23 protein-coding genes are annotated in these 23,459 nt (G+C 30.8%); 11 read left to right on the top strand and 12 right to left on the bottom strand.

Features of this window, described 5'->3' with window-relative positions; genetic code table 11:
- Window positions 1–37 precede the first annotated feature (37 nt).
- The 3 genes from E7Z81_RS07545 to E7Z81_RS07535 all read left to right on the top strand — a co-directional run bounded on the left by E7Z81_RS07545 (window position 38) and on the right by E7Z81_RS07535 (window position 2,639).
- A complete protein-coding gene (locus E7Z81_RS07545; RefSeq protein WP_292745934.1) occupies window positions 38–322 on the top strand; it encodes a hypothetical protein in 285 nt (94 codons plus the stop codon).
- Window positions 323–1,013: 691 nt separating this feature from the next.
- Window positions 1,014–1,751, top strand: a complete 738-nt coding sequence (locus E7Z81_RS07540) for an SseB family protein (protein WP_292745932.1) — start codon at window positions 1,014–1,016, stop codon at window positions 1,749–1,751.
- Window positions 1,752–1,826: 75 nt separating this feature from the next.
- On the top strand, window positions 1,827–2,639 hold the full coding sequence (locus E7Z81_RS07535) for a potassium channel family protein (RefSeq protein WP_292745931.1): 813 nt from the start codon (window positions 1,827–1,829) through the stop codon (window positions 2,637–2,639).
- Window positions 2,640–3,701: 1,062 nt separating this feature from the next.
- On the opposite strand, the gene budA is transcribed toward E7Z81_RS07535, so the two are convergent.
- The 5 genes from budA to E7Z81_RS07510 all read right to left on the bottom strand — a co-directional run bounded on the left by budA (window position 3,702) and on the right by E7Z81_RS07510 (window position 8,737).
- Window positions 3,702–4,505, bottom strand: a complete 804-nt coding sequence (budA, locus tag E7Z81_RS07530) for an acetolactate decarboxylase (protein ID WP_292745930.1) — start codon at window positions 4,503–4,505, stop codon at window positions 3,702–3,704.
- A 508-nt stretch (window positions 4,506–5,013) separates the two neighbouring features.
- Complete coding sequence (locus E7Z81_RS07525) at window positions 5,014–6,459, bottom strand: DUF6020 family protein (RefSeq protein ID WP_292745928.1); 1,446 nt, start codon at window positions 6,457–6,459, stop codon at window positions 5,014–5,016.
- 34 nt (window positions 6,460–6,493) lie between these two features.
- A complete protein-coding gene (locus E7Z81_RS07520) occupies window positions 6,494–6,922 on the bottom strand; it encodes a GtrA family protein (RefSeq protein WP_292745925.1) in 429 nt (142 codons plus the stop codon).
- Window positions 6,919–7,845 (bottom strand): glycosyltransferase family 2 protein, encoded by a 927-nt coding sequence (locus E7Z81_RS07515; RefSeq protein WP_292745923.1) that lies wholly within the window; start codon window positions 7,843–7,845, stop codon window positions 6,919–6,921. The genes E7Z81_RS07520 and E7Z81_RS07515 overlap by 4 nt, the downstream gene beginning before the upstream one ends.
- An 88-nt stretch (window positions 7,846–7,933) precedes the next feature.
- Entirely contained in the window at window positions 7,934–8,737 is an 804-nt protein-coding gene (locus E7Z81_RS07510) for an ion channel (RefSeq protein WP_292745921.1), read from the bottom strand.
- 377 nt (window positions 8,738–9,114) lie between these two features.
- Here E7Z81_RS07510 and E7Z81_RS07505 point away from each other — a divergent pair, with 377 nt between their 5' ends.
- Window positions 9,115–10,608, top strand: coding sequence for an Ig-like domain-containing protein (locus E7Z81_RS07505; protein ID WP_292745919.1), 1,494 nt, complete (start codon window positions 9,115–9,117; stop codon window positions 10,606–10,608).
- A gap of 39 nt (window positions 10,609–10,647) precedes the next feature.
- On the opposite strand, the gene E7Z81_RS07500 is transcribed toward E7Z81_RS07505, so the two are convergent.
- Window positions 10,648–11,175, bottom strand: a complete 528-nt coding sequence (locus E7Z81_RS07500) for a zinc ribbon domain-containing protein (RefSeq protein WP_292745918.1) — start codon at window positions 11,173–11,175, stop codon at window positions 10,648–10,650.
- Window positions 11,172–11,978, bottom strand: a complete 807-nt coding sequence (locus tag E7Z81_RS07495) for a DUF5655 domain-containing protein (protein ID WP_292745917.1) — start codon at window positions 11,976–11,978, stop codon at window positions 11,172–11,174. The genes E7Z81_RS07500 and E7Z81_RS07495 overlap by 4 nt, the downstream gene beginning before the upstream one ends.
- Before the next feature lie 137 nt (window positions 11,979–12,115).
- Between E7Z81_RS07495 and E7Z81_RS07490 the strand changes: the two genes are divergently transcribed.
- The 3 genes from E7Z81_RS07490 to E7Z81_RS07480 all read left to right on the top strand — a co-directional run bounded on the left by E7Z81_RS07490 (window position 12,116) and on the right by E7Z81_RS07480 (window position 13,834).
- Window positions 12,116–12,508, top strand: coding sequence for a hypothetical protein (locus E7Z81_RS07490; protein WP_292745915.1), 393 nt, complete (start codon window positions 12,116–12,118; stop codon window positions 12,506–12,508).
- 324 nt (window positions 12,509–12,832) lie between these two features.
- Window positions 12,833–13,591, top strand: coding sequence for an endonuclease/exonuclease/phosphatase family protein (locus tag E7Z81_RS07485; protein ID WP_292745914.1), 759 nt, complete (start codon window positions 12,833–12,835; stop codon window positions 13,589–13,591).
- A gap of 6 nt (window positions 13,592–13,597) precedes the next feature.
- Entirely contained in the window at window positions 13,598–13,834 is a 237-nt protein-coding gene (locus tag E7Z81_RS07480; protein ID WP_292745912.1) for a hypothetical protein, read from the top strand.
- Window positions 13,835–14,148: 314 nt separating this feature from the next.
- Here E7Z81_RS07480 and E7Z81_RS07475 read toward each other — a convergent pair whose 3' ends face one another.
- The 5 genes from E7Z81_RS07475 to E7Z81_RS07455 form a co-directional block, all read right to left on the bottom strand.
- Complete coding sequence (locus E7Z81_RS07475; protein ID WP_292745910.1) at window positions 14,149–15,159, bottom strand: hypothetical protein; 1,011 nt, start codon at window positions 15,157–15,159, stop codon at window positions 14,149–14,151.
- Window positions 15,160–15,222: 63 nt separating this feature from the next.
- The gene (locus tag E7Z81_RS07470; RefSeq protein ID WP_292745908.1) at window positions 15,223–15,612 is read right to left on the bottom strand and encodes a hypothetical protein; all 390 of its coding nucleotides are present in this window, start codon (window positions 15,610–15,612) and stop codon (window positions 15,223–15,225) included.
- An 86-nt stretch (window positions 15,613–15,698) separates the two neighbouring features.
- Complete coding sequence (locus tag E7Z81_RS07465; protein WP_292745906.1) at window positions 15,699–16,766, bottom strand: SAP domain-containing protein; 1,068 nt, start codon at window positions 16,764–16,766, stop codon at window positions 15,699–15,701.
- Between the two features lie 363 nt (window positions 16,767–17,129).
- A complete protein-coding gene (locus E7Z81_RS07460) occupies window positions 17,130–17,273 on the bottom strand; it encodes a hypothetical protein (RefSeq protein ID WP_292745904.1) in 144 nt (47 codons plus the stop codon).
- Window positions 17,274–17,278: 5 nt separating this feature from the next.
- A complete protein-coding gene (locus E7Z81_RS07455) occupies window positions 17,279–17,425 on the bottom strand; it encodes a Met repressor (protein ID WP_292745902.1) in 147 nt (48 codons plus the stop codon).
- A 113-nt stretch (window positions 17,426–17,538) separates the two neighbouring features.
- On the opposite strand from E7Z81_RS07455, the gene E7Z81_RS07450 reads away from it, so the two are divergent.
- The 4 genes from E7Z81_RS07450 to E7Z81_RS07435 are packed head-to-tail and all read left to right on the top strand — an operon-like array spanning window position 17,539 to window position 23,450.
- Window positions 17,539–20,775 carry a helicase-related protein gene (locus E7Z81_RS07450; protein ID WP_292745986.1) on the top strand — a complete coding sequence of 1,079 codons (3,237 nt, stop codon included), beginning with the start codon at window positions 17,539–17,541 and terminating at the stop codon, window positions 20,773–20,775.
- Window positions 20,776–20,779: 4 nt separating this feature from the next.
- Window positions 20,780–21,571, top strand: a complete 792-nt coding sequence (locus tag E7Z81_RS07445; protein ID WP_292745900.1) for a DUF4391 domain-containing protein — start codon at window positions 20,780–20,782, stop codon at window positions 21,569–21,571.
- Complete coding sequence (locus E7Z81_RS07440; protein WP_292745898.1) at window positions 21,572–22,054, top strand: DNA methyltransferase; 483 nt, start codon at window positions 21,572–21,574, stop codon at window positions 22,052–22,054.
- A 1-nt stretch (window position 22,055) separates the two neighbouring features.
- On the top strand, window positions 22,056–23,450 hold the full coding sequence (locus tag E7Z81_RS07435; protein WP_292745896.1) for a site-specific DNA-methyltransferase: 1,395 nt from the start codon (window positions 22,056–22,058) through the stop codon (window positions 23,448–23,450).
- Window positions 23,451–23,459 lie beyond the last annotated feature (9 nt).

Here is a 23,459-nt window from a genome sequence, read left to right as displayed (position 1 = left end):
TGCTGTTTAAATTAAATAATACAACGGAGCAAAAATTATGGGAAAAAAATATCCAATGACCTATGAAGAATACGAAAAAAGAGTAACAGAATTATTCCTAAAATTATATCCGAAAGACAAACAAGAAGTTGGAAAAGAAAGACTAAACACTCTACTAAATGCCGAACCAGAATTTATAGAAGGGTTATATGCAGAAACCTGCTTCAGATATGACCATCCAGAAATATATAGTGAAACATGTAAAAAAGTATTCGAAGACTATCATCTAAACTCCACACCAGTGAACACATTAAACATGTTACTTGGAGGTAAAATAGATTAATAATGGTATATAAAGAAGATATAATTAAAATAATCGATTTAACACTGAAAAACTACAATTTAAAAAATCATCGCGATAGATTCACATCATATACTTGTGAAACTGTAAAGGTGAAAAAGTAAACATGTGGCATTTGAAGTGAATTTTTGCTGTTTAAATTAAAATGATTTTGACTAAAAAGAGGCGTAAACAATGTTTTGGATTAAAATAACATTAAATATAGTACTGCTTATAATTTTGATATATCTGACATATACAAATGATAATTTAAAACAGAATAAGCTTTTCTGGATTTTAATACTGATTCAGATTGTTCTTCTGATATTTAACATAACTACTGAGGTTTTTAAATGAATTGGCATTTGGATTAGAGGTTTTATTGTTGGTATTATTGTGAAATGTGTTGAAAATTTATAAGATTAAAAAAGAGCTGTGTTTTTGTGAATTAAAAAATTTAATAAAAATGTGGCATTAATGTTTATTTTGGATATAAAATAAATAAAAATAAGGAGGATTATAAAAGGTTACTTATATAGATATTAAACATAGGAACTCAACATGAAAAAATGAAAATAAATCACAATATGGCGTTTTAAACAATGGCAAAAGGGGTTTATGGAAAGACATCCTGAATATAAAATAGATTATTAAAGATTATGGTTAAAAAGGAAGACAAAATAGGATGATTTAAATGAAAATAGCTAATGATAATTCCAGGTTGGAAGAATTGATAAAAGAAAAAAACAATCCTCAAGTAAAACAGGAAATTCTGGAGATCTTGCATGATTCAAGACTGTTTTTGCCGGTTATATTTAGAAAAAACAGGAATTCAGATGACTTTGCCGGACAATTTGGCTTTGACATAGTTGATGTTCCTGACGGATTTGGAGGCAATACTGTGCCACTCTTTACAAGTTCGCAGATTGCAGAGTCAAATACTCTCAAATTCACATCAATTGCAGTAACCATGGGGGATTTGGCCGAAATGCTCAAGCAGACTGATAAATATGCCTCAGTTACAATTAATATATTCACCAAATCTTTCTTTGAGTTGCCTTTGGATGATTTTTTAGATATCTTCGGAATTGTTGCAAATCACAGAATCAAGGACATTAAAAATGAGAAATTAAGGCAGCTGCTTCAAAGTGATTTCACTGAAGATGAACTTTACACTGAACTTATGGATTTGCCTCTGATTACACCATGGGTTGATAAGGAGCTGGGTCCGGCTAATGAGTTTACATTTGATGAAAATGACAATATCTATGTTCCGCTCTTCAGTGATTTTGATGAGTTTAAAAAGGTATTCGGCAATGTTCATGAAGTATATTCTCAATCTTACACATTTTCAAGGTCATTGGAATTTTTTAAAGATGATCTGGTGATAAATCCTGCAACGGAATCAGTGTTTTTAATCCAGAAAATATAGATGTGTGTGCCGTATGAGTATTTAAGAAAATTTTTATATTCTGTATATCTAAAAATAATGTTATAGGTGAATAGTTTGAATATATTTGATATGAATGAAGGCAATCATGGAATCTTATGGATAGGACTACAGTTTCTCATAGTTCTGGATATTTTTCTGATATCCCTGATGCTTTTGTTAAATCTCCCTGCAGGCGTCGTATCATTCATTCAAACTTTTGATTTGATAATATGTATATTTCTTTTAACCGAATGGACTGTAAGCTTTTTATCAGCAGACTCCAAAAATGAGTTTTTATCAAAAAAGGGCAACTGGCTGGATTTGATTGCTTCAATTCCTTTTGATGCAATACTGCCTGTGATCATGCCTCATGTAAGTCTTTTGAGATATTTCAGACTGCTTAAGATTTTAAGAATAATCGTTCTTTTCAACAGTCTCATAACCAGCCTTGAGAATTTCATACGTAAAACCAATATCGATAAGGTGCTTTTGGGAGTATTTGTCACAATAGTGATATTTACACTGGTGCTGTGGAGCTGGGGAACCTTAAGTTTTACCGATTCACTTTATTTCGTCATAGAAACAATCACTTCAGTAGGTTACGGGGATATAACTCCGCAGACATTAAATGAAAAGGCAATAACCATTGTGCTGATTTTTGTGGGAGTGTTTGTATTTTCCACAATCACGGCGGTATTCTCATCATTTTTCACAGACAGACTGATAGATGATGAAAAAATTGAAGAGGACCTTCGTGACGTTAAGCAGGATTTGGCTTTGATGAAGACTCAAAATGATGAGTTAAAGCGTGATTTGAGTGTTTTAAAAACCCAGAATGATGATTTGATGTCTGAGATTAATGAACTGAAAGAACTGGTTAAAAAATGATTTTAACCAAATATTTATTTTTTTATCCTATTTTTTTTAATAAATTAATATATTTTGTGGAAGTAATTATCTCAATTTGTATAATATTCCCTATTTTCATATGAATTTTAATGTATTCATTGGCATTAAATACGTTTATTTACTGTAAACGTTATAATGGATGTTTTAATGACTACAATTTTTCAAAGTGGCTTCAACAAGCTTTAAATATGATTTAAACCATACATTTTTAGTAAAGACCTCAATTCGATTAGGAAGGAGGTGAATAAACATGAACTTAGTATTTTTAAGTATTGTTTATTTCTTATCAGTTCGGCCTTTTCCCATTTGCTGCATTGGTGTTCTTTCCGTGTCTCTAGGAGGTGAAAACGATGGAGTCAGTTATCTTCATAATTGGAACCTATTGGTTTAATATTATATCAATTATTAAATCATTGATTGGTGTCGCAAATAAAAGAAGATAATCGCTCATTTTTTTCACCTCATTAACTGGTAGTTAAATATTAACAAGTCAATGACGAGCTTGAAAACTAAGTTTTCGTGAGGTCTTTTCTCTGAGACGGCTACTGTTTAATTACCTTTTTAAGAAATAGTTAAGTTTATATAATGTCATGCAAATATGATTATACAAGAGTGTTTCTTTTAAAGTAAACCTCGTAGAGACACAAATCGAATTATTTTTAATGTCTAAATGGGATATTGTAGAGAGTTATTCTCTGCAATAAGACATTAATCTGACTTTTTTTATCAAATTTTTCAATGATTTCCTATTTTCTTATAAATAATATGTTAATACATTTTCTCCCCCTTTCGACAAAAAATAGGTAGTTTTTTAAATTACAGTTTATATGACGTTGAGTCATAATCATCAACGCTATTTTTCATATGCACTTCTAATCCCTGGAAAAACTATATGATTCATGTTTTGAGAATTTTGATTTGTTGGCATGTCCTAAAAGTCAGGAAAAATAGATAATGTTGTGAATCTTGGGATTTTCTAGTGATGCAGACAATTAAAAAAATAATTGTGATAAAAAAAAGAAGAATAACTCAATTGGAGAGTTATTCCACGCTGCTTATTTTATTGGTCATGTCTTCTGTGAAATTCATTTTTGCAAATGAGTCATCACTTGGAAGTATCATGTTGAATTCATGGATTTCATCAATCTGGCCTGATCCTTTGAAATCAGTGAAATTTAAAACATGTCCTCCTTTTGTCTTATCGTCGGACAGGAAATGAAGATGCCAGCCGTGCATGTTTAATTCATTCATGTATTCCGGGAAGTATACCGCTACAACTGTTCCGGTCTGGTCAGTGTGGTTGAATACTTTCTGGTCAACTGCAGCAACTTCTGTGAATTCATTGTATGGTTTTTCCTGTTTTTCAACACTTCTGACTGTAATGTTTGAAAAATCGCCCTTGAGTTTGATTACATACATGTTGTTTGTGCTGTTTTTGCCGATTTCCTTGTTTAACTGACCTGTTAAATCGTCAAAGTCCTTGGCGCTTATATCGTCTATTTTTCCGTCTTCATCAAAGTTGGTGATTGTGGCGAACGGTACGGTTTCGTTATCCTGCATGACATTAATGCTTCCGTCGGCGGCTGCCTGATAAACTACTCCGTCAAGAATTATCATCTCACCGTTTACTCCTTCGAATGTTCCAAGACCAGTGTCACCATGTGTTTTCAAATCTTCTACTGTAATTACTCCGTCAAATTCTCCATGCATGAAAGCCTGCATCAAAGAGACCTGATACATTGAATCATCATTATTTCCGTTCAGGAATAATGAATTCTGGGCGCTGACTGCTGAAACAGCAAGCAGGCCCACTATAATTAATGCAAATGCTATTTTCCTATTCATCAAATATTCCTCCCATTTTGGTTAATTAGGTATATGTTGGAATTTGATAATAAGTTTTGATGTTTGAATATGTAAAACCCTGTCTGGAAAAATTGGAGGGGATTTTACAAAATGGTGAAAACCATGTTTTCGAATCCGGGGTGATGTGCAATTCGAATTACAAAGGAGCAGTTTGACCATGTATGCCGCAGGGAAAACGACGGGCGCAAACCTCAGGAAGGCTACGGCTGGTATGAGGACATCATTGATTTAGGCGAGATGGACGGCTTTGAAATGAAAACCGTCACAAACAGGAACCTGCGCACTTCCAACGACCCGAGCATGGCATACTTGATACACTGTATAAGGGAATAAGACAGAACTGGCCTCACATGTCTGATGGGCAAATCGAGGATTATCTTGAAGGATGCATTAATAGGTAGTTACATTATTGGAAAATCCATTTTTCCAATCAATATTTTCTTTTTTAACAAATGTGTGACGGTTTTTAAAAAAAATAAAAAAAAGTTTAATCGGATTCAAGCTCGCTTCGATGGGCGTGCCTCAATCCAATCAGAACCATTATCAGAAGATAACACACCAGCAGATTCGCATACAGATACCGGTAGTCCTGAATAGGTGTTGAAACAAATATCATGATGATGTTCAGCAGATTCGGCACATACATCAGATAAATTTCTCTCGGGGCATTGAACATGACATGCATCACTATCAGAATTGCTATTGACAGGTACATGTACAGTGCGGGACTGTTGAATACGGTATCAAGCAGTGAGCCTTCGATTCCAAGTGCCATCAGATTCAGGGTGTCGAATGCAGGTGTTCCCCAGTTTGCATATGAAAGGTTTTCATAGGGTGTTGTCGGGGTATAGTTGTGCTTGCCGTAGTATGAATTGAAATCTGACTGCAGCCTGTCATGGTTTCCGTCAAGATAATATGGCCGTCCGACCCAGTGGTCCCTTACGATGTTCCACACCATAGGGGATGAACCTAAAAGGTATTCCATGCAGTGGAGAGGATCTTTAAGCGAGTACTTTATGGCCAGTCCGATATAAGTGCCCTTGTTGTCTTTATAATGGTGCAGATCGGCTATGACAAGTGTCGGATCCGTTCCTGTAGGCATGTAGTAGTCCTTGACCTTGTCGGCCTGTATCAGCTCATGAATCTTTGCCCTGTCGGCATCTTCCATTTCAAGATTCAAATCATAGTCGGCCAGCATGTGGATGACCTTGGCCATGACGGCATCCTTTTCATTGTCCTCAACTTCGTATGCAATGTTCAGTGATGAAATAAGAAGAATTGATGCAACGGTCAAAATCACCAGAAGCATGCTCATTTTCCTGTTCCTTTTCAAAAATAGATAAACTGCATACACGCAAAGCGCTATTGCTACAACATACATTCCGTTTCCTCTGATTTCAGCTATTATCGCCATGACGATTGAAATGACTATGATGAACTTATAGTCCACATCCCCATTCTTGTCTATCATTACCATGGCCAGGAAACACAGAAACATCATAAGGTAACTGAAAAGCACGTCCTTCCACAATGTGACGGAATACAGTGCATTTATAGGGATTAAACACATTATTGCGGTAAATGCAATCTGAATCCTGAAAAGTTCATTGCTTTCATTATCCTTTCGCACGTACCTGCAGATTACAGTCCACATTGTTGAGAAAACCAGAATCTGGAGGACGGCTATTGAAATGGTGCTTGGATATACCTTAAGGCACAGCATTTCAATGAAAGTGTGGAAAAACGGATGCCAGTTGGTGAAATGGCCTGATGCAATCTGGTGCAGCTGATTAAAGGAATCGATTGTTGCGATACCCGGATTGAAGATTGCAAGATAAACTGAAAATATGATGACAGGTATTAGAAATATAATAAGGTCATTGCGGTTCAGTTTCTTTATTTGTGAAAAATTCGCCTTGTCTACAAATTCCATATTTAAAATATGGGCAAACCTACAATATAACTATTTAGATGAAATCCCTGCCGTAAAACATAACCCTTCTTGCAAGGAAATTCCAGAAAAGAACAATCACTGCGGCTATGATTTTGGATATGAGATAATACATGCCCATGATGTCCGTAAAAAACCATAAGAGGATTTCTGTGAAAACCAGACCTATTGTGCTGATTAATAAAAACATGTTGAATTCCATGAACCTGTTGTTGGAGCCGTCCTGGTTGAATACCCATTGTGTGCTCATCCAGTAGTTCACCATGACTGAAATTATGAACGACAGGATTCCTGAAATCAGGTAGTGGATATGGCAGATGTCGCTGAAAAAATAGAGAAAGAAAAAGTCCACGACAAATGCGGTTCCCCCTACAAATATGTAGCGAAACATCTGGATGAATATGTTGTCTGTAGGCTGGCGGAAAAGTCTGTCTATCAATTTCATTCCTCTTTAAGTTCATTGAGCAAAATCAGGTGGCGCTCAAGCTCGTCCCTGTGCTGCCTGTTTAAAACGTGCAGGATAACGCCGGTAAAAAAGATGACTGATGCAATGATTACCACTGTTGAAATTACAATCAGCGTAGGGATTTTCAAAACGTAGCCTGTTGAGAAAAACCTGAATAGGATAGGGAAGAAATATGCTCCCGCAATGATAAGAAGTATCAGTGAAATCGCTGAGAAAAACAGCAATGGTCTTTCATCCCTTATAAGTGATGAAATCATTCTTAAAACCCTGTAGCCGTCCCTGTATGTGTTGAGCTTGGATTCGCTTCCGTCCATCCTGTCCCTGTAATCTATTGGGATTTCATGAATCTTGAAATTGTTTATAAGTGCAAACACGCTCATTTCAGTCTCTATTTCAAATCCCTTTGACTGGATAGGGAATGATTTTGCAAAATCATAGTTGAAACCCCTCATGCCGGTCATGATGTCCTTCAGGTCGCTTTTGAAAAAGATGTTTATGAATTTGCGCACAACCCGGTTTCCGGTATTGTGAAATGGCCTGTTGTTTTCCTCGAAATATGTTGAAGACAATCTGTCTCCGATTACCATGTCCGCCCTATTTTCAAGTATTATTCTTTCGATTTCGCAGGCGGCTTCGGCGGGATATGTGTCATCGCCGTCGACCATGATGTAGCAGTCGGCATTGATCTGGCGAAACATTGCCCTTACGACGTTTCCCTTTCCCTGTTTGTATTCGTATCTGACAATCGCCCCTGCATCTTCTGCGATTTTATCCGTGCCGTCGGTGGAGTTGTTGTCATAGACATATATTTCAGCATGGGGCATGACTCTTTTAAAGTCACTGACAACCTTTCTGATAGTTTTCGCTTCATTGTAGCATGGGATAAGAACAGCAGTTTTCATAACGGACACATTTAAAAAATAACTTGTATATAATATATATCTGATTTCTACTTTAATAATCTTTGCCGGTTCATTTTAATTAATGATATCATTTGTTTTTTATAAGCTCTTTAAGCTCCTTTATTTCCTCATGGAGTTTCTGGTTTTCTTTTTTGATGGCGTCAAGTTCGCTTTGAATATGTTCGGATTTCTCCTCCACACTTTTTTTAACCTCCTCAATTCCGTCATCCTCACTTTCAATCATGCTGTCGGTAAGATATGATGAAATCGATGCCGTAATTGTTGAAAATATGACAATACCGATAAGAATCAGAATCATGGTCAGTATCTTTTCGTTATAAGTCTGCGGAGTGATGTCCCCATATCCGACAGTGGTGAGAGTGACAATGACAAAATAAAAATAATCGAAAGGCTGATAGCTTGTTCCGAATACATAAAAGAGCGCAGTAAATGTCATTATGATAATTGCAATTGCAATGATGATTTTGTGAAACTCGGTTTTTTTGAAAAACTCGCCGAATGAACCCATCCTTGCAAAGCTTATAATCCTGACTAATCTTAAAAGCCTTAAATATCCGAAAACGGATCCCGGAAAATTGACAGGCACGAACAGGTCGATTATAAAGTCAAACGGTATTGATGCAATCAGAAGCAGAATGTTGTCCTTGTCAAGCAGGAACTTCCTTTTTGAGGGAGCCTCAAGAAAACTGACAAAGTATTCGCTTAGAAGAATCAGACACACAATCAAATCAAAGGATTCAATCTGGGCCATTGTAGATTGGGGAACATTCAAGACAAGTGAAACGGTAATCAGTATAAAATCAGCAATTATAATGAAAGGCAAAATCCGATTATACCATAATCCCCATTTTTCACTTTTGAATATCTTCACTTTACCTGCCTCAAAAATATGTTACAGATAATAGTCTGTTTAAACTGGTTTTTAAGTATTTTTGCAGAACTTTTATTGGGGAATATGGGAGTGGTGTAATTGATGAACATGGGATTCACATTAACGTTTGGGTTTTTCATTTGAAAAACTGTTTTTTGAAGCGTTTCATATATCTGCAGTCTTTTGAAGTGAATGAATTTTTTTAAAGGTTGACGTTAATGTAAAATTCGTATGATTAAAATGACAAAAATGTGTAGGCTTGCGGTTTAATCTGTTCTCCAATTAATTATTCAATGACCTTATACAATCCGTGCACGATGATACTTTCCCCTTTATTTTCAACAAATATTTTAACAACAAACTATATACAATTAATCATGAAATTCAAAAGGTTAATTGTATTGTGTTCGCTTTTGTGTGTATTGTTTGTAAGTTTTGGTGCAGCCGCTGCAAATGAAAATATCACAATGAGTGACTCAATTGATATGCAGGATAATTTAATGGACGGCAGTGACGATTATAATGCCGAGATACGTATTCACAATATTGATTTTAAGGATGAATGTGCGGATGTCTATGTAAATGTATATAATAATCGCCAAGAACCTGTAACTGATGCAAAATTGTATATGAACGGCAATCATACTGCAGACATTATCGATGATGAAAACAAAGATTATCACTTTTACATTTACACAAATGGTGGGTATAACTTAACTTTGGATGACGGTTTTTATAAAGCAAGTCCCCTGTTTTTTAAAATATCCACTTTACATGAGGTAACTCATAATGATGATGCCCCTTCCAAAATTAAGTTGGTTTCAAAAAATGTAACTATGTATTATGATGATGTAACTGCAGAGATAACTGTTTATGCATTGGATGAAAAGGGCAGACATATTTCCGGATTAAATGTTCTCATGAATGGTGATTATTATCCGGATTATGATGATAATGATGGCTATCAATTTTTAATCGATTATTTGCCTGTCGGAACACATAAATTCCAGATATCATTAGATGAGGAGGAATATGTCGCAGATCCTATTGATGTTCAGGTTAAAATATTAAAATCAACTCCAACTTTAACAGCTAAAAAATGGTATTCAACTAAGGGTCAATACGTAACTTTAAGAGCAGAGGTTGAAGATGAATACCAATCAGGATGGATAGATGAAGGCACTGTAACATTTAAGATTAATGGTAAATCATACACTGTTAAAGTTAACGGTGGGGATGCAGTTAAAAAAGTTAAAATCAGTAAGACAGGAACCTATACCTATACTGCCACTTTTAAAAGCAGTAATCATTATACAAAAACTGTAAAATCAAAAATATATGTTTACAGCACTTCAAAAAAAGCCAGAACTTTCAGCATAGGCAAATATAAAGTTACCTTGTCATTAAATCAATTTAAAAAACTTGTCAATGCTAAAAATACAAATAAGTTAGTTGCATTTGAGGTAAAAACCAATAAATATTTCACACAAAATGTGGGTAGCTATAAAACTATTATCAAATGGAAGTATATGGGTAAGATGACACCTGAATGGGCCCATCAAAAAGGATATAAAATTAAAAACTATGTTAAACATTGGATAAGTGACGGTGAATACTATTATACCTGTGATGGATATAAAAAAGTTTCAATTAATAAAATGGTATATAAAACAGTGTCTGGAAAAGTTTCAATAATATTCTCATATGGGGGAAAGGCAGGTGGACAATATGCTTTTCCTAATAAATATTGCATTACTTTAACCACTCCTTATCAAAATCCCGGATGGGACTATTGCAAACCTTGGCTTTGTGGAGCTAAAAAGAGTACTGAAATAAACAATTTGAACAGTGCTAAAACAACTAAATGGTAATTTTTAAATAGAAATGAAAACTCATTTCTAAATCTTTTTTTATATGAAATCACTTTTAGGTCTTGCTTCAATACCAAATTTACCGTACATTTCACGGGTCTTCTCGTTTGATTCAATTGCGAGGTATTTTTCAGGGTCATAACCATGGGTTGGAAGGACTGCATTTTCAAGCCAGTACTTTTTAAGTGCAGGGGGTCTTTTTCCAAAGTTCCAGTATGATTCATCAATTTTTAAATCAGTATTCTCTTCAATATGCTTTAAGGAGTCAAATGATGTATAGTAGGGGCTTGCTGTTATAAGAATAACATAATTGTCTTTGATTAGTTCAACTAGTTCGTGTTCGTATTGGCGCTTTTCAATCTTTCCGGGAAGTTTTTCATATCTGATTGCCCATGAATTGGAAATCAGTGTATAGTTTAAATCCAGAAGAATGATTTTATCCTTTGGGATTTCAAGTTTTGTTTCACGAATCTCTTCTTTGTATTCACTTTCAATCAGCCGTTGGCCACAATTGAGGCAATATTCCTCATTTGAATCGTTTTGGGTGTTGCATGCTGGACAAATCATTTAATCACCTTTTGATTATATACCTGTTTAATCAATTCGATTGCATAATCAATATTTTCACTGTTTAGGGTTAATTCATAGTTGGATAGGGGTCCTCCGGTTGTTATGTCTGATATGTCTCGGGTTCTGTTTTCGCTATCCTCAAGCTTTTCAGCATAATAATGTATTTTAATTGAACTTTTAACAGTGACAATGCAAAGATATTCATTTTGTGCCTTAATTGAAACTGCATCAATCAGGAATTTCATGTTTAAATCGTCAAATTCTTCAAACAGTCTGTTTTTAAAGTTTTTGTATAGCTCAATGGTTTCATCAGTTTTGTCATCGAGTAAATTTTCTTCTGTGATTTTCAAATCATCTGGATTGATTTTTATGGTTTTTATTTCATTGCTTTTCAGATTCAGATATTCAACATTGCAGTCGTCAAACAGGGAGACCTTCCAAAGTTCAACATTGTCTCGAGCATTTTTAATTTGATCGTCGCTGAATTTTGGGCTAATGATTAATATTTTAATGTTATCAAAATCAATTTTTTCATTTACCAGTTTTGAATATTCATCTTTATTTTCCAAAATCAGATTATGATATCCTTGAACCTGATTTAAAACATTTTTGTCAAATTTGTTCTTGTATTCAATGATTACTAATGATTTATTTTTTTTATCAAATGCAAGATTGTCTGGTCTTAATTGATATAATTGCTTTTCGGATGCAACAAGTTCCAGGTCAAACAGTTCTTCCAAACGGTTTTGAGTGATATGGTGCAATATATATTCGCTTTCAAAAGAGATTTGTCGATTCATATTAGTATATTTAATGATAATCATATTTATACACAAGTTATATTATTATCATTCAATAGATAGTTTACTGAAGGTGGTTAATTTGATTAATATAGATGAGATTCCGGAAAGTTGGTCAAAGGATCAGATAAAAATCTATGAAATTTACAGAATACTTTGCTGGTAGTAAAGATAATCCTGAAGGCATTGAAGAATTTGAAAAGCTGCTTACAAGATGGCTTGATGAAAGCCAGATTAAGATAGTCTCATGGAACTGCAACGGCAAGTTCCGCGAAAAGTTTAAGGAAATAATCTCTGAAGATGCAGATATCTATGTAATTCAGGAATATGAAAATCCTGCAGAATCAAAAAACGAAGATTACAGGGAATTTGCAGGAGACAACTACTTATGGACAGGAAACCTGCACTATAAGGGACTTGGAATATTTGCAAAAGAGGGCATCACTCTTGAGGAAATTCCAAACAGTAATGAAGATTTAAAACACTTCATTGCAGTTAGAGTGAATGATTCATTTAATATTTCAAAATAATCACCGACTTTTTACTTTTCATCGGCACAAAAAATAAAGGATTTGGGGGAAAAATAAGTCAGTATAAGGGTTAGAACAGGAACAGTTCGAAAACAAGGAATTATTTTGACTTATTTTCCCTAATTTTAATTAAAACTAAAAAAACAGAAGCGACCAAACCATGTTTTTTTGTTTTACAATACAATATTGTGTGTTAATATTATTTATAATTGAAATTAAGAATTAAATTACATAAAAATTAATTTTAATCATTTCAAAAATAGTATTAATTAACTAATGTTTCAAACATTAATATAATTAAAGATATAAAAGGATTGAATTATAATGAAAATTATCAGTTGGAACTGTAATGGTAGTTTTAGAGAAACAATTAAATCCATTATTGATGAGGATTCAGAAAATTATCTGGACGGAGATATTTATGTAATTGCTGAATGTGAAAACCCTGGTGATTCACGTCCAAAATATAATGAATATAGAAAAATAATAGCTGATTTAATGGAGAGTAACTATTTTTGGATTGGTGATTATCATTTCAAAGGTCTTGGAATATTTGCAAAACAAGATATTAAACTAGAACCAATCAAAGTACAAGATAATAAATTTAAAAACTTTATTGCTTTAAGAGTTAATGATTCATTCAATTTACTAGGAGTTTGGGCAATGAATAAGGATAAAGAAAAAGGATTGCCACCATACGTTCAAATGATTCATAGCTATTTTGATGCAAATACCGATTTATTTGATGAAAACCTCATTATGTGCGGTGACTTCAACAGCAATGCAATATGGGATAACTTACATAAAGCTAAAGACAATGAAGGAAATGCTAAAAATCAATCAAATTTAAATAAAAAACTCAATAATAAAGGATTATATAGTGCATATCATGAATTAACTGGTGAAAAACAGGGAAAAGAAACACAATTTACATTTTATCAATCAAAGAATTTAGACCAACCATATCACATTGATTATGTATATACCGCTAAAAACAAGATTATTGATTTTAAAATTGGTGATGCTGAAAAATGGATTAAATTAAGTGATCATATGCCAATTATTTTTGAAATTCATGAGTAAAATACAATGATGATTGATCCAGCAACTTTTAGAAAATCATTAGAAAATGCTACACTTGAAGAAATCATAAAAGAACGAGACGAACTTATACGAGACATTCGTAGATATGAAAAAGGCAAGATACCTGAAGAAGATTATATGATTGAACCAAGTCCTGAAGTTGTTTATAGAATGAACAATGCATATTTAGCAGAATTGTCTTATTTAATTATTGAAAAAGATAAAGAAAAAGACGAGTATTAATTGGTGTTATTTATGGAAAGATTATTGAATTTTATGAAGGAAGCGATTTAAAAAATTCACTTCCTAAAAATCCTTATGGAAAAGAAACTGAAGATTATACTCTTTTTAAAGAATTATTAAATAGTATTGAATCTAGATTTGAAGATATTGGTGATGAATTAGTTTTTGCAGATTTTATAGATGAAGAACATCAAGAATGGCACAATCATTTCGTTGATGAGGATTTTATTATAGATATGGAAAAAATAACTATTGAAAGTTAAAAATATATAGCAATATTTACTTAGATATTGTAAAAACTATTTTTTTTAAGATTAGAATTTTATTTTATTTTTACGAGCCTCAAAGTCATTATCGAAACCTGGAGAGTATTCTGCTAAATTCTTTTCTCCTTCTTTTTTTACAGCTACTGTAACCTTATCAAATATTGATGTCAGGTCATGTAATGCTCTAACTAGTTTTTTAACTTCTTTAACATTTTCTTTTCCATTATGTACAATATTATTTCTTAAAGTATAGTAATAATAAGCTGAACAAAGAGGGTCATTACGATTTAGTGTAACTTGTTTTAAATTTTGAGCTGAAGTAATTGTGTCTGTATAATCCACACATTCTTTTAAAGCTTCTTTAAAATATCTTTCTTTAGCTAAACTCTTAACATTATCACCTTGTCTTAATGTATATCTAAATGTTAAAAATCTATCAATTGCAGACCATAATACCATATACAGTGATTGGGCCTCCATAAATAATAGTGCTAGTTTATCAAAATCATTTTCTTGAGTATAATAAATTTCTGAACATAACTCATCTAAACGAGAATTTAAAAATTTAAATGTATATCTGTAAACATTGTCATTTAACCAGTTATAATCATATGAATTTCGTGCTGTTGGAGATAAATCAGGGTCTTTATACAAGTTTTCCATTTTTTTAGGATTTGCACTAACTAAAACATTCACTTGTTCTCCTTTGAATTTTATAGTTTCCCATGAATATATATGCATATCCTTTGTATTACTAATATAATTATAAGCAGTTTTTCCTTTCTTTTTTCTAAATTTCAGTACATACCCTTTAATAGGTTCATTCCATGTGTTAAATTCTTTAATTAATACAGGCATGCCATTTACGTGTTTTAATGTAGCTTCAATATAAACTGGAGTTACATTTTTTTTAGTAAGATGTTTTATTTGATTAAAAGCTAATTGATTCGGTTTAAAAAAACCATAAGTTAAAAATGGAAATTCTGTATGTTCCGGTGGTTTTAATGGTTTTGCGTTCTTTAAACATTCATCTTCTTGTTTTTTATCTTTTTTTGCCATAAATCTCACCAAATTAAATCATTTAAATTTGCAATGCATTAAATCAATTTAATCCAATATTCATCACATATTAATCTTTATACTATCACTTGAAACTTGAGGATTTAGATAATCACATATTTTTTGATGCATTTCCTCATATCCAGCTCTACCAACACTTTCTTGACCCATATCATAAAAATCATCATAGTCAGGATTTTCATCTTTATCATGTTCGCAAGCTTCAAAGATAATTTGGCCGGCTCTAACACATTCTTCATGATATCCTAACCAATCAAAATTCAATTCAAACCCATTATCATATAATGAGACATTAGTTAATTCTACTTCTTCATTATCCTTAAATTCTTGTTCCATTTTATATATTGCTTTTTTAATAGGTTCTGATAAGGTTTCAAAATTTTCAGTATCTCTGTGGTAGTTTAACCATTTATTGTAATCTGCTTCAATCATAATTATGAGTATGCTGTGTTAATATATAAAAGGTTTTTTAAAGAGAGATTATGTTGATTAAAAGTATAATCTCTGAATTTAAATATTTAATAATTCTTTTTATTGATTTTCTCTTTACATAATTCTATATCTTGTTGAAAATGATTTTCTAATGGAGATACTTCTTGAGCTTTTAAATAATATTCTAAAGCTTTTTCATACTCATAATTTCTAAAATATTTATTAGCTTCATTTTCAAATAATTCAAGATTATCTTTAGGTTCGCAAGCAACCTCCTTCATGTACACATCAAACTCTTCTTTGTAAAATCCAATGTCTCCACTCAAACAACCAGATATGATTTTTTCATAAAGGGGAATAATATACTCTGAGTCACTATAGAAAGATTCCATAAATTCCTGTTTACAATATCTATTAATTTCATCAATGTTCAATAATTTAATTGTAGAAAATCGATTTTCTCCCAATTGCAACCAATCCTGATAACATAAACAAAAAATGATATCTTTTGAAGAATATTGAGGATTTTTTTCACATAATAATAAATATTCTTCAAATGTAAAATTAAAAGGGACCATTTCAATATATTTAAACCTTTTAACGTAATCTATGCCAGATTCTGTTACTTTAAATTGATAATCCCATAATTCAGGTGGGAATTCATAGTTTATTTGTTCCTGTGTTAAATTTTCTGTAATCCTACTAATTAAAACAGATTTATTACCTGACCTTTTTAGTTTATATTTATATAATACATCTTTTAACTCTTCCATATTAAAAAAATAATTTAAATCTTGTTCTGTAACATCAAGACCCCAATTACCACCCATATCGATTAAATGACCACTATTAATAGCAATATTAATCACATGTTTTTGGAATCTTCTCCTTTCAATCTCATCAGCATTTACATTAATAAAAATATAACATTGAGAATTGATATCCCCTAAATAATGAGCATATAATATTGCATAATTTAAATCCGGAAAATCGTCAACAGTACTATTATCACTAATTGGTGAGGGTAAATCAAATGTACATTTATTTTTTTGTTTAGAAAGAATATTGTCTAAATCGCCAGATCGTAATCCATCACTATTAACATATTTTTTAGAAAAATCAATCCCATTTAACATACTTAAATCGTTTAACATAATAATCAATTATTAATTTTAAATATCATATTAGAAAAAACTTTTTCTCAGATTATAATTCTTTAATACCTACATTTAACAAAAAATGAAAAACAATTAGATGACAATTTTAAAGTGGATTTATATAAAATGAAAATTGATTCTAAATCTCTAGTTCACACTTAATAGATTATGTAGAATTTCAATTACAAATAATCAAGTTTTTGATTGTTTTATTTGCACTAAGTCATTAAAAAATATTTTAAGAAAAAATAAAGTTAAAATTAATTCAGAATTGTATGAAGAAGCAGTTTTAAAAAATAATTTGTAGAAAATTTGCATGCTAATTTTATTTTACAAATTAAAGCACAGAAATGTTAGGGTTTATTTTTTTCTTGATTCATAACCTTCCCTAAGCATTTCCAAAATTAAAGTCTGCATTGTAGTATTTTGCTTTTTTGCCAATAATTTCACCTGATTTTTTAACTCAACAGGCATTTTAAATGTAGTTTTTTTCATCTCAGTCATGATATCTATTCAGTTTTTCTATTTTTTAAATCTTCTTCAATCATTTTTAAAATTAAACCTGAAAGAGAAGTATCTTCATCAATAGCAATCTTTTTCAATTCTTTTTTCATATCTTTTGGTATATTTATTGTAGTTTTACTTGTCTCTGACATAATTTTAGTTATATATTCATTGGATAAATAAGTTTATAATATAAAAACTTATATTGCATTCACAACAATATTATAACTAGTTAACAATATTGTTAAGGTTGGTTAAATTGACTGTGAAAGCTCCTAAAATTTTAGATAACAAGTTTAATTTTGTTTATCAGGAACTAACTGAAAACATTAAAAAAGGTTCTAAGCTTTCAGTTATTTCAGCATTATTTTCAATGTATGCTTATGATAATCTTAAAAAAGATTTAAATAAAATTGACAATATGCGTTTTATTTACACAAAACCTAGTTTTTTAAAAGATAATACTAAAGAATCACGCCAATACTACATTGATAATAACTCTATTTTTGGAGGAGATTATGAAATTAAACTTAAAAATGAATTAACACAGGGATCTATTTCTAAAGAATGTTCTGAATGGATTCGTGAGAAAGTTGAAATAAAATCATTTAAAACTCCTAATGAAGCACAGCCACGTATGATTTGTGTTGATAATGGTGATGATACTGATATTGCCATTAATGGAACTGTTGATTTTACAATTGCGGGATTAGGATTAAAAAAATCAGACAGACAAGACATGAACCAGTGCGTTTATGGAAAAGATTTCACACAATCATCATTAATGCAATTTAACTTCTTATGGGAAAATGATGATTATTTAGAAGATGTTAAAGAGGAAGTTTTAAATCAGATGCAGACAATGCACAAGGAAAATCCTGCAGAGTTTATTTACTTTTTATCACTTTATAATATTTTTTCTAATGAATTGGATTCATTGGATGAAGATAATATTGTTCGTAAAGGAAACAACCTAAAAGAATCTCAAATTTGGAATAAATTATATAAATTCCAAAAAGACGCCGCTATTGGTGTAATTGATAAAATTGAGAAATACAATGGTTGTATTTTAGCGGATAGTGTTGGTTTAGGTAAGACTTTCACAGCACTAGCAGTAATCAAGTATTATGAGTCAAGAAATGACCGTGTTTTAGTATTAGTTCCTAAAAAACTCAGAGACAACTGGACAATATACACTAAAAATGATAAAAGAAACATTTTTGTTGATGACAGATTTAACTATGATGTGCTAAATCACACAGATTTAAGTCGTGAAAGAGGAATGTCTGGGGATATTGACCTTAAAACAATTAACTGGGGAAATTATGATTTAGTTGTTATTGATGAATCTCATAACTTTAGAAACAATCCAGCTGTTAAAGATCGCACAACACGTTATCAAAAATTAATGAATGAAATCATTAAAGGAGGACATAAAACACGTTTGTTAATGTTATCTGCTACACCTGTTAACAATAAAATGACTGATATTAAAAATCAGATTGCATTTATTACAGAAGACCAAGATGATGCATTAGTTGATGCAGGTATTAAAAGTATTGAAACAACACTTAAAAATGCACAGATGGCTTTTAATAAATGGTCTAAAAAGCCTGAATCAGAAAGAACTGGAGCTAGTTTTGTAGATACAATTGATTTAGATTATTTCCAATTATTAGATACATTAACTATTGCACGTTCAAGAAGACATATTGAAAAATATTATGATTTAGCTGAAATTGGAGATTTCCCAGAAAGGCTACGGCCTATTAATGTAAAATCAGAAATTGATACGGAAGAGATGTTTCCACCCCTGGAATCAATTAATAGAGATATTTCAAGTCTAGAAATGGCAATATATTCTCCAATGAGATATATTCGATTAGATAAAAAACACGAATATGAAGAAAAATATGATATGGTTGTAGGTAGGGGTTCAACATTTAAACAACTAGACCGTGATGTTAATGTAACCCATTTGATGAGAATCAATCTCCTGAAACGTATGGAAAGTTCTATTCATGCATTTAAACTTACAACACAAAGGATTCTTTATTTAATTGATGATACTTTAAAGAAATTAGATAAAGGGGTTGATTATAATCCTGATTTAGGTATCAATAACATTAACTTAGAAGATGATGATGAAGATTGGGATAATTTAATGATTGGTAAGAAAAGGAAGGTTTTGCTTCAGGATATTGATGAACTTAAATGGAGAGGAGATTTAGAGTTAGATAAAATCAAACTTGAAGAGTTACTTAAAAAGGCTAATGAAATTACTCCAGATAGAGATAAAAAATTATCTGATTTAAAAGAAAAGATTAAAAATAAAATTATCAATCCGATTAACCCTGGAAATAAAAAAATTATAATCTTCACAGCATTTGCTGATACTGCAAAATATTTATATAAAAATATTAACTCATGGGCTTTAGATGAATTTGGAGTTCACTCTGCATTAGTTACTGGTGGGGATTCAAATAAAACAACTTTATCTAATGTTACTCAAAGTGATTTAAATGAAATTTTAACAAATTTCTCACCAAAATCAAAAGAAAGAGCAAATATTGAACCTGATGCAACTGATGAAATTGATATTTTAATTTGTACTGATTGTATTTCTGAAGGTCAAAACCTACAAGATTGCGATTATTTAATTAATTATGATATTCACTGGAATCCAGTACGTATTATTCAAAGATTTGGAAGAATTGATAGGATTGGATCTGAAAATAAACAAATTCAACTTGTAAACTTTTGGCCAAACATGGAACTTGATGAATACATTGACCTTGAAGCACGTGTTAAAAATCGTATGGTAATGGTAGATGTGTCAGCAACAGGTGAAGAAAACATTATTTCTGATGATCAAAAAATGAACGATTTAACTTATCGTAAAAATCAATTGGAAGAATTACAAGATAGAGTTCTTGATTTAGAAGATATTGGAAATTCAATTTCAATTACAGATTTAACATTCAATGACTTTAAGATAGAATTAATGGATTATATGAAAGAAAATAAATCTGAACTTGAAAAAGCTCCAAGAGGAATATATTCAATTACTCAAATTCCATCAGATATTCTAGAAGAAGTTGAACCTGGAGTGATATTTTTACTAAAACAGGTTTCTGGTACAACTGAAAACTTAGAGAAAAATCCGTTAAGTCCATATTATCTTGTTTATATTGGTGAGGATTCAGAAGTTAAATTTTCATACATTAAATCTAAAAAAGTCTTAGATTACTATAAGAAATTATGTCTTGGTAAAAAAGAAGTATTAGTGAATCTTGTTAAAGAATTTAACTATGATACTAAAGATGGAAAAGATATGTCAATGTATTCTGAGTTATTAGTTGAAACAATTGAAGATATATTGGGTAAAAAACAAGAAACTGGTGTTAAAAGCCTGTTTAAAAAAGGTGGAACAGCAGTTGTTAAAAAAGACATTGATGGACTTGAAGAATTTGAGTTAATTACATTTTTAATTATCAGGTGATATGATGGTTTTAATTGAAGATATTCTTGAAGTTCCAATGGATTGTATTGTTGACAGTGTAATACCAAAAAAAGATATTTTTGAGGCTGCTGACTCTAAAACTAAAGATAAAAAAATTTTCACGGATTTAATAAAACAGATTAAATGGTGCTATAACTTTACTGAAGATAATATTAGAGTAAGTCCATATGAAGATAGTGAAAGGAGATATGATGAAGTTGAATTAATCAACATTAACCTAAAATATGATAACGTTCACAAGATTGGTGTTGGGAAATTCAAAGAAGATGATAAAATTGATAGGATTGCAGATATTGTCATGCGTTTTATCCCTTATCCATTAATTTTAACAATACAATATGAAAATGAATTGAAATTTTATGCATCACATATACGTGAAAGCAAACAAGATTATGATAAAATCGTACTTGACGGCAAAAAAAGATCAACAAACTGGATGGACATTGATAATTTAAGTGAAATTGAAGATGATTTTATAACAAAAATACAATTCGATAATTTAGAGCGTAGTGATTTCTATAAATTTTACAATAATTATCTTGAAGCAATAGTGCAACATGATGCTGCAATCATTGCTGGAGAGCCAGTTTATCTGCCAATTAAGAAAATTGAAAGAATATATGATGAAATTTCTGTTTTTGATGAAAAAATTAAAGAAATTGAAAAAAAGATTTCTGAAGAAGATAATTTTAATCGTAAAATGGATTTGAATATTGAAGCTCATAAGTTTAAGATTGAAAAAGAAAAATTAATTAATGAATTAAAAGGTGAGTAAATGATTGAAACTAAACTAAGTGGAGAAAGTAAGGATATTGTTCATGAAAATATTGAAATTTTAAAAGAACTTTTTCCAGATATTGTTAGTGAAGATAAAATTAATTTTGATAAATTTAAATCAAATTTTGGTGAATTTATAGATGGTTCTCATGAAAAATATAATTTTACTTGGCCTGGTAAAACACAAGCTATTCGCGAATCACAAAAACAATCAACAGGAACTTTAAGGCCTTTTAAGGAAGAGAGCAAAAACTGGGATTCAACTCAAAACTTATATATTGAAGGAGATAACTTAGAAGTTCTTAAATTACTTCAAAAAAGTTATTATAATAAAATTAAAGCTATTTATATTGATCCTCCTTATAATACCGGTAAAGATTTTGTTTATTCTGATGATTATAAAGATAATTTAGAAAATTATTTAAAAATTTCTGGACAAGTTTCAGATTTAGAAGACTACACACACACCATTTGGTGTTAAATTGACTACAAATACTGAAACACAAGGTCGTTATCATAGTAATTGGTTGAATATGATGTATCCAAGATTAAAATTAGCTAGAAACTTATTAACTAATGATGGAGTTATTTTCATTAGTATTGATGATAATGAAGAATTTAATCTAAAAAAATTATGTGATGAAATATTCGGTGAATCAAATTTTATTTGTAATTTTGTTAGAAAAAATAAATCTGGAAGTGGTCATGATAGTAAAAATATAGCAATTGAATTTGATTATATATTATGTTATGCAAAAAATATTGAAGAAGTTAAAATTAATCAAGAACCTGTCAATGTTGATGATGATCCGAAATATAAATTTTCTGATGAATTTGTTGAAAAAAGAGGAAAATATTATTTAAGAGATTTAAACTATAGTGGTTCTTATAGTGAAAAGATGGATTATCCAATAACAACACCTGATGGAAATATCATTTTTTCTGGAGGTAAAAAAGGAAAACCAAATACCTGGAGATGGAGTGAACCAAAATTTAAATGGGGTTTGGAAAATAATTTCATTGAATTTAAAAAGAGAGATTCTGAATGGAAAGTTTATATTAAACAATATCAATTCGTTGATAATAATAATGAACCATATATTCGAGAAAATCCATATAGGGCATTAATTGATTTTTCAAATGGAAAAGGAAGTAATGATTTTAATGAAATTATGGAGAAAAATGTTTTTTCATTTCCAAAGCCATTGGATTTAATTAAATTTATTCAGAAAGTTGGTTCTGATAAAAATTCAATTATCTTAGATTTCTTTGGAGGTTCTTCATCAACTGCACATGGTGTTTTAAAACTTAATGCTGAAGAAAATAGTAATAGACGATTTATTTTGGTTCAAATTCCTGAGGCTACTGATGAAAAATCAGAAGCTTATAATGAAGGTTATGCGAATATTTGTGAAATTGGGAAAGAAAGAATTCGTCGAGCTGGAGAAAATATTATTAAAGATTCAGAAAATAAAGAGTTGGATATTGGATTTAAAGTTTTTAAACTAGATTCTTCAAATCTAGAAAAATGGGATCCAGACTACAAAAATCTTCAACAATCTTTAACAATTGATAATATTAAAGAGGATAGAACTAATGAAGATTTGGTTTATGAAATTATGTTAAAATATGGTATTGATTTAACATTGCCTGTTGAAAAACATGATAATATTTATTCAATTGGTTTTGGTGCATTAATTATTTGTTTAGACAATAATATCACAAAAGATATCACTGATGAAATTTTAAAAATATCAAAAAATTCATCTATATCTCGTGTTCTTTTTAAAGACAGTGGATTTGCTTCTGATGCGGAAAAAACCAATATAAAAGAAATATTAAAAGTTAATAATATTTCAGAGTTTATAACGATATAAGTGATTAAA

The organism is Methanobrevibacter sp., from assembly GCF_015062935.1.
In the GTDB taxonomy this organism is placed as follows: domain Archaea; phylum Methanobacteriota; class Methanobacteria; order Methanobacteriales; family Methanobacteriaceae; genus Methanocatella.
Note: the sequence above shows the minus strand (reverse complement) of the source record. Positions and strands in the feature narration are given on the sequence as shown.

Excerpts from the sequence above, each read along its gene's own strand:
- E7Z81_RS07545 (WP_292745934.1), top strand. The coding sequence starts at position 38 with ATGGGAAAAAAATATCCAATGACCTATGAAGAATACGAAAAAAGAGTA.
- E7Z81_RS07540 (WP_292745932.1), top strand. The coding sequence starts at position 1,014 with ATGAAAATAGCTAATGATAATTCCAGGTTGGAAGAATTGATAAAAGAA.
- budA (WP_292745930.1), bottom strand. The coding sequence starts at position 4,505 with ATGAATAGGAAAATAGCATTTGCATTAATTATAGTGGGCCTGCTTGCT.
- E7Z81_RS07525 (WP_292745928.1), bottom strand. The coding sequence starts at position 6,459 with ATGGAATTTGTAGACAAGGCGAATTTTTCACAAATAAAGAAACTGAAC.
- E7Z81_RS07520 (WP_292745925.1), bottom strand. The coding sequence starts at position 6,922 with ATGAAATTGATAGACAGACTTTTCCGCCAGCCTACAGACAACATATTC.
- E7Z81_RS07515 (WP_292745923.1), bottom strand. The coding sequence starts at position 7,845 with ATGAAAACTGCTGTTCTTATCCCATGCTACAATGAAGCGAAAACTATC.
- E7Z81_RS07505 (WP_292745919.1), top strand. The coding sequence starts at position 9,115 with ATGAAATTCAAAAGGTTAATTGTATTGTGTTCGCTTTTGTGTGTATTG.
- E7Z81_RS07500 (WP_292745918.1), bottom strand. The coding sequence starts at position 11,175 with ATGATTTGTCCAGCATGCAACACCCAAAACGATTCAAATGAGGAATAT.
- E7Z81_RS07495 (WP_292745917.1), bottom strand. The coding sequence starts at position 11,978 with ATGAATCGACAAATCTCTTTTGAAAGCGAATATATATTGCACCATATC.
- E7Z81_RS07490 (WP_292745915.1), top strand. The coding sequence starts at position 12,116 with ATGAAATTTACAGAATACTTTGCTGGTAGTAAAGATAATCCTGAAGGC.
- E7Z81_RS07485 (WP_292745914.1), top strand. The coding sequence starts at position 12,833 with ATGAAAATTATCAGTTGGAACTGTAATGGTAGTTTTAGAGAAACAATT.
- E7Z81_RS07480 (WP_292745912.1), top strand. The coding sequence starts at position 13,598 with ATGATGATTGATCCAGCAACTTTTAGAAAATCATTAGAAAATGCTACA.
- E7Z81_RS07475 (WP_292745910.1), bottom strand. The coding sequence starts at position 15,159 with ATGGCAAAAAAAGATAAAAAACAAGAAGATGAATGTTTAAAGAACGCA.
- E7Z81_RS07470 (WP_292745908.1), bottom strand. The coding sequence starts at position 15,612 with ATGATTGAAGCAGATTACAATAAATGGTTAAACTACCACAGAGATACT.
- E7Z81_RS07465 (WP_292745906.1), bottom strand. The coding sequence starts at position 16,766 with ATGTTAAACGATTTAAGTATGTTAAATGGGATTGATTTTTCTAAAAAA.
- E7Z81_RS07460 (WP_292745904.1), bottom strand. The coding sequence starts at position 17,273 with ATGACTGAGATGAAAAAAACTACATTTAAAATGCCTGTTGAGTTAAAA.
- E7Z81_RS07455 (WP_292745902.1), bottom strand. The coding sequence starts at position 17,425 with ATGTCAGAGACAAGTAAAACTACAATAAATATACCAAAAGATATGAAA.
- E7Z81_RS07445 (WP_292745900.1), top strand. The coding sequence starts at position 20,780 with ATGGTTTTAATTGAAGATATTCTTGAAGTTCCAATGGATTGTATTGTT.
- E7Z81_RS07440 (WP_292745898.1), top strand. The coding sequence starts at position 21,572 with ATGATTGAAACTAAACTAAGTGGAGAAAGTAAGGATATTGTTCATGAA.